General features: G+C 65.4%; 5 protein-coding genes and 1 tRNA gene. All 6 read left to right on the forward strand.

Translation table 11 applies throughout. The features are described 5' to 3' along the window. On the forward strand, nt 1-366 hold a 366-nt coding region (locus MTR62_RS19685), incomplete at its 5' end, for a hypothetical protein (protein WP_244024138.1). Nucleotides 367-1,244: 878 nt separating this feature from the next. Next, nucleotides 1,245-2,345 carry a branched-chain amino acid aminotransferase gene (locus MTR62_RS19690; protein WP_244024140.1) on the forward strand — a complete coding sequence of 367 codons (1,101 nt, stop codon included), beginning with the start codon at nt 1,245-1,247 and terminating at the stop codon, nt 2,343-2,345. A gap of 155 nt (nt 2,346-2,500) precedes the next feature. After that, complete coding sequence (locus MTR62_RS19695; RefSeq protein ID WP_244024143.1) at nt 2,501-3,418, forward strand: M14 family metallopeptidase; 918 nt, start codon at nt 2,501-2,503, stop codon at nt 3,416-3,418. Nucleotides 3,419-3,469: 51 nt separating this feature from the next. Continuing rightward, a complete protein-coding gene (gene yghU, locus MTR62_RS19700) occupies nt 3,470-4,318 on the forward strand; it encodes a glutathione-dependent disulfide-bond oxidoreductase (protein ID WP_244024145.1) in 849 nt (282 codons plus the stop codon). A 136-nt stretch (nt 4,319-4,454) separates the two neighbouring features. Next, a tRNA-Gln gene (locus MTR62_RS19705) sits at nt 4,455-4,529 on the forward strand. Nucleotides 4,530-4,746: 217 nt separating this feature from the next. Beyond that, nucleotides 4,747-5,336 (forward strand): tyrosine-type recombinase/integrase (locus MTR62_RS19710; protein ID WP_244024147.1); only part of this gene is annotated, 590 nt, incomplete at its 3' end.

Raw genomic sequence — 5,336 nt, forward strand, 5'->3', positions numbered from 1 at the left:
GCCACGCCGGGCACCTGGCGCCTGAGCGCGGGCGCGGACGGATCCTTCGCCCGGTTCGGCGCGGCTTCGGGCGGCGACCTCTTCTCGCTGCAATGCGATGCCCGCACGCGCACGATCACCCTGCGGCGCAGCGCACCGGGCGCGACCGGCCGCGCAAGCCTGGCCATCACCACCAGCGACGGCGCGCAGGCGCTGTCCGCCTTCGCCGATGCGCAAGGCTACGTGGTCACGCTGCCCGCAGGCTCCCCGCTGCTCGACCAGATGGCCTTCAGCCGCGGCCGCTTTGCCGTCACACTGACGGGACAGCCGACGCTCTATCTGCCGAGCTGGACCGAAGTCTCGCGCGTGATCGAGGACTGCCGCTAACGGGATAGCAAAGGCCCCGCAGCAAGTCGCCGCACGCACTGCGGGGCGTATGCAGCCCAAATCGCGCGCCGCGCTACTGGGCTCCGCCAAGGACAGCACCTTGGAGGCGACAGTCAAGACCAAGTCACCAACCCTGTCGGATGCGCTTGGGCACAAGACCAACCTCCCCGAAAACCACGCTTTTGCGCCGCAGTTTAGTTGGGGAAAACATGCGCGAAGCCGATATAATGACGCCAAAAAACTTGAATTCAAGTCTTGTGGTGCGATGCCGAATGAGACACATTTTGTCTCAGGACGACGGAACCTGGGAAACGCGCCCGGTGCTCACCGAAGTCTCAGCTGCCCTCGGGTGGCGAACCCTATGGCTCAACAGCGCGAAAGGAGGTGATCCGATGTCTCATGGTTCAGCATGGAGGTCGGCAATTTCCGTCGCGAGGCATTATCGCTAATGGTGAAGCGATAAAGGCTCTCGCAGGCGGCACTTCCGGCCGCTGACCATGTGAAAGGTCGCATCGGTTCGCCCGGTGCGGCCTTTCTCAGTTGATGGCGTTGCGCCGTTGGCCAGCCCGGCGCGCCGAACCAGCCCGCTTCTGCCGTCCTGACAAACGGCGCCGACGACGAACCGCCGCCGGTCGGACAGCGTCCAGCTCTGCACAAGGCTGCAACCCGCAATGCACACGACGCAAGCGTGAACGCCGCTCTTTGCTCCTAAGCTGGCGCAAATGCGGGCGTTCAGCAGCCCCCTTGCCTCCCCGCACCGGCGTGCTAAACCGGAATCTCAACGTATCAAAATTTCTTTCCAGTTGCGCCAGGCGTAATTTTCGTACAACAGCGCCGCCAACGCAGTCGCACACCCCTAACAGAGGACGGACATTTTCATGGCGAGCCCCGCCGCAGCCGAGCTGACCTTCACCACCCTGCCCCACCCGGCCCTCGTGAGCGATGAGACGCGCACGGCGATTCTGGCCAATCCGGGCTTCGGCACGAACTTCACCGATCACATGGTGACGATCGACTGGACCGAGGGTCGCGGCTGGCACGATGCGGTCATCGGCCCGCGCCAGCCGATCGCGCTCGATCCGGCCGCTGCGGTGCTGCACTACGCCCAGGAAATCTTCGAGGGCCTCAAGGCCTACAAGCAGGCCGACGGTTCGGTCTCGCTGTTCCGCCCCGACGCCAACGCCCAGCGCTTCAACGCCTCGGCCGAGCGCCTGGCGATGCCCGCGCTGCCCGAATCGGTGTTCATCGAATCGATCGAAAAGCTCGTCGCCCTCGACAAGGCCTGGATCCCCGAAGCCGATGGTGCCTCGCTGTACCTGCGCCCCTTCATGATCGCGACCGAAGCGTTCCTCGGCGTGCGTCCGGCCAAGACCTACAAGTTCATCCTGATCGCCAGCCCGGCGGGCAACTACTTCAAGTCGGGCGCACCGGCTGTCTCGATCTGGGTCTCCGAATACACCCGCGCGGCGCCCGGCGGTACGGGCGCGGCCAAGTGCGGCGGCAACTACGCCGCCAGTCTCGTCCCCCAGGGCGAAGCGATCGCACGCGGGCACGACCAGGTCGTCTTCCTCGACGCTGCCGAACACAAGTGGATCGAGGAACTGGGCGGCATGAACCTGTTCTACATCTTCGAGGACGGCACGATCCTGACCCCGGCGCTGACCGGCACGATCCTTCCGGGCATCACCCGCAACAGCCTCATCACGCTGCTGCGCGAAGAGGGCCTCAGCGTCACCGAGGGGCGCTACAGCCTCGATCAGTGGCGCGCGGATGCGGCGAGCGGCAAGCTCGTCGAGACGTTTGCCTGTGGCACCGCGGCGGTCGTCACCCCGGTCGGCACGGTGGCTGGCGCGCATGGCGAATTCACCATCGGCAGCGGCGGTCCGGGCCAGATCACGCAGAAGGTCAAGGACCGCCTCGTCGCGATCCAGCGCGGCAAGGCCGAGGATACCCACGGCTGGGTCCGCAAGATCGCCTGAGCGCGCAAGCCCTGGCGCGACGAAAGACCCGGCAAGCCCTTGCGGCCTGCCGGGTTTTTTCATGAACGCAGCCCACGGCCCCTTGTCTATTGGCGTCCAGACGCCAAGTGGGTGGCGCGATCGCGCGACCATCACACAAGACAAGAGACGCCCCCATGACCAGCCCCGCCCCCTACCCCGTCGGCACTCCCGGACAGCCCTGGGGCGAGGCCGAAGTTGCCCAGTGGCGCGCGCGCCAGATGCGCCAGCGCCGCTACGACACGCTGGTCGAACCGCGCATCAAGGCGCTGGCCGACCACTTCACGCTCATCCCCTATGGCGCGCTCGACTATGCGGGAGAGCATTACCCGCTCTACGCGCTCGCCAACGGCCCCGTCGATCCCGCGCTGCCCAGCGCGCTGGTGACCGGCGGCGTTCACGGCTACGAGACCAGCGGCGTGATGGGGGCGCTCGAATTCCTCGAGACCCGCGCAGCCGACTATGCCGGGCGGGTCAACCTCCTCATTGCCCCTTGCGTCAGCCCCTGGGGGTTCGAGAGGATCAACCGCTGGAACTACGACGCCATCGACCCCAACCGCAATTTTCGCGAAGACAGCCCGGCTGGCGAATGCCGTGCGCTGCTCGCCCTCGTCGCCGGGCATGGCGCTCCGTTCCTGCTCCACATCGACCTGCACGAGACCACCGACAGCGACGAGGACGAGTTCCGCCCCGCGCTCGCCGCGCGCGACGGCAAGGCGTACGAACCCGACACCATTCCCGACGGCTTCTACCTCGTCGACGATACGAAGAACCTGCAACCCGCCTTCCAGGCCGCGATCATCGCCGCGGTCGAACGGGTCACCCACATCGCGCCCGCCGACGCGCAGGGGCAGATCATCGGTTCGCCGGTGCTCCAGCGCGGCGTGATCGCCTACCCGCTCGCCTCCGCCGGGCTCTGCGCGGGGCTTACCGGCGCGCGCTTCACCACCACCACCGAAGTCTATCCCGACAGCCCGAGCGCTACGCCCGAGGAATGCAACGCCGCACAGGTCGCCGCGGTCTGCGCCGCGCTCGACTTCGCGCTCGGCGCCTGATCCGCCTCCCCCTCTTCCTCCTCCCCTGAACCCTCAAAGGACGCCCGCACCATGGCCCAAAGCACCTACACGCCCCCCAAGGTCTGGACCTGGGACACCGAGAACGGCGGCCAGTGGGCCAGCATCAACCGCCCCACCGCCGGCCCCCGCGAGGAGCGCGCGTTGCCGCGCGGCGAGCATCCCTTCCAGCTCTATTCGCTCGGCACCCCCAACGGGCAGAAGGTGACCATCCTGTTCGAGGAACTGCTCGCCGCCGGGGTGCGCGAGGCCGAATACGACGCCTGGCTCATCAACATCGGCCAGGGCGACCAGTTCACCTCGGGCTTCGTTTCGATCAATCCGAACTCCAAGATTCCCGCCCTGCTCGATTGTTCGGGCGAAACGCCGATGCGGGTGTTCGAATCGGGTGCGATCCTGCTCCACCTCGCCGAAAAGTTCGGGATGTTCCTGCCCCGGTCCGGCCCCGCGCGCAGCGAATGCCTGTCCTGGCTGATGTGGCAGATGTCGACCGCACCGGTGATCGGCGGGGGCTTCGGCCACTTCTACGCCTACGCGCCCGAAAAGTTCGAATACCCGATCAACCGCTACGCCATGGAAACCAAGCGAATCATGGACGTGGCCGACCGCCGGCTTGCGCAATCGCGCTATCTGGCGGGTGAGGACTACACCATCGCGGACATCGCGGCCTATGGCTGGTTCGGCGGCTTCGTACGCGGCGATGCCTACAACGATGCGCAGACCTTCCTTGACGTCACGTCCTACAAGAACCTCATGCGCTGGGGCCTCGAACTGGGCGAGCGCGTACCCGTCCAGCGCGGCATCCGCGTTAACCGCGATGCGCCGGGCAAAGTCAAGGAACGCCACAGCGCGGCGGACATCGACGCCGTGATGCCCGCCTGACCCTCCTTTCCCGGCGCTATCCGCCTTATCGCCAGACAAAAGCGAAAAGGGCCTTTTCAGCGCCGGGATAAGCGGCTAAGCGCGCAGTCCCATCGCTAGGGCCGCTCTGAACGGACAGGCCCCTTCGCGAACATGCTGGGGCGTCGCCAAGTGGTAAGGCACCGGTTTTTGGTACCGGCATTCGCAGGTTCGAATCCTGCCGCCCCAGCCATTCTCGATTCTCACCACCTCTCAAGCCGTCCAGGAGCGGCTCTTTAAAATGGCGGAATTCCGCCATTTAACTAGGCCTTCGCGTCCCTCTACGTCCCGGGAGGGGGCCTTGCAGCTCGGCCCCTGGTTGGTCAATTTGTTGGTACGAAATCACCCATTTCCAACACCGGAACGCGTCTCAGGATTCGAACCTGTGACTTCGGGGGGAGTTGCCAACAATGCTCACCAACATTGCGATCAAGGCCTTCAAGCCAAGGGACAAGACCTACAAGCGCTCCGATGCGGCCGGGCTCTACATCGCGGTCAATCCCACCGGCTCAAAAATCGGGTACCTGGCCTACCGTTTCGGCGACAAGCAGAAGACGATCTCGGCCGGTCCCTATCCCAAGGTTTCGCTTCTGGCCGCCCGTGCCTGGCGCGACGAGATGAAGAAGCTGCTGGAGTTGGGCCTCGATCCATCGGAAGAGCGCCGCCACGAGCAGCGGGAAGCCAGGATCAAGGCGCGCGGCGACGTGACGAACACCTTCGAACATGTCGCTCGCGAGTGGCTGGAAACACGTTCCCTCGCCTGGACGCCGCGTTATGCCGATCTCGTCACCGGGCGGCTCGAAAGCGACATCCTCCCCGTCATTGGCAAATGCAACATCGCGCACATCCGTCCGCGTGAAATCCTCGAGGCGATCCGCCGGATCGAGGACCAGGGCGCTGTGGCAATGGCCCACAGGGTGAAGAACCACTGCAGCGAAATCTTTCGCTATGCGATACCGGATAGGGTGGATGGCTCCCGCTCACGGCATCAAAGTGCCAA

The sequence above is a fragment of the Novosphingobium organovorum genome (assembly GCF_022832435.1).
In the GTDB taxonomy this organism is placed as follows: Bacteria; Pseudomonadota; Alphaproteobacteria; order Sphingomonadales; family Sphingomonadaceae; genus Novosphingobium; species Novosphingobium organovorum.

Bases quoted from the DNA above. Each gene is read 5' to 3' on its own strand.
- yghU (WP_244024145.1), top strand. From the start codon at position 3,470: ATGGCCCAAAGCACCTACACGCCCCCCAAGGTCTGGACCTGGGACACC.
- MTR62_RS19695 (WP_244024143.1), top strand. From the start codon at position 2,501: ATGACCAGCCCCGCCCCCTACCCCGTCGGCACTCCCGGACAGCCCTGG.
- MTR62_RS19690 (WP_244024140.1), top strand. From the start codon at position 1,245: ATGGCGAGCCCCGCCGCAGCCGAGCTGACCTTCACCACCCTGCCCCAC.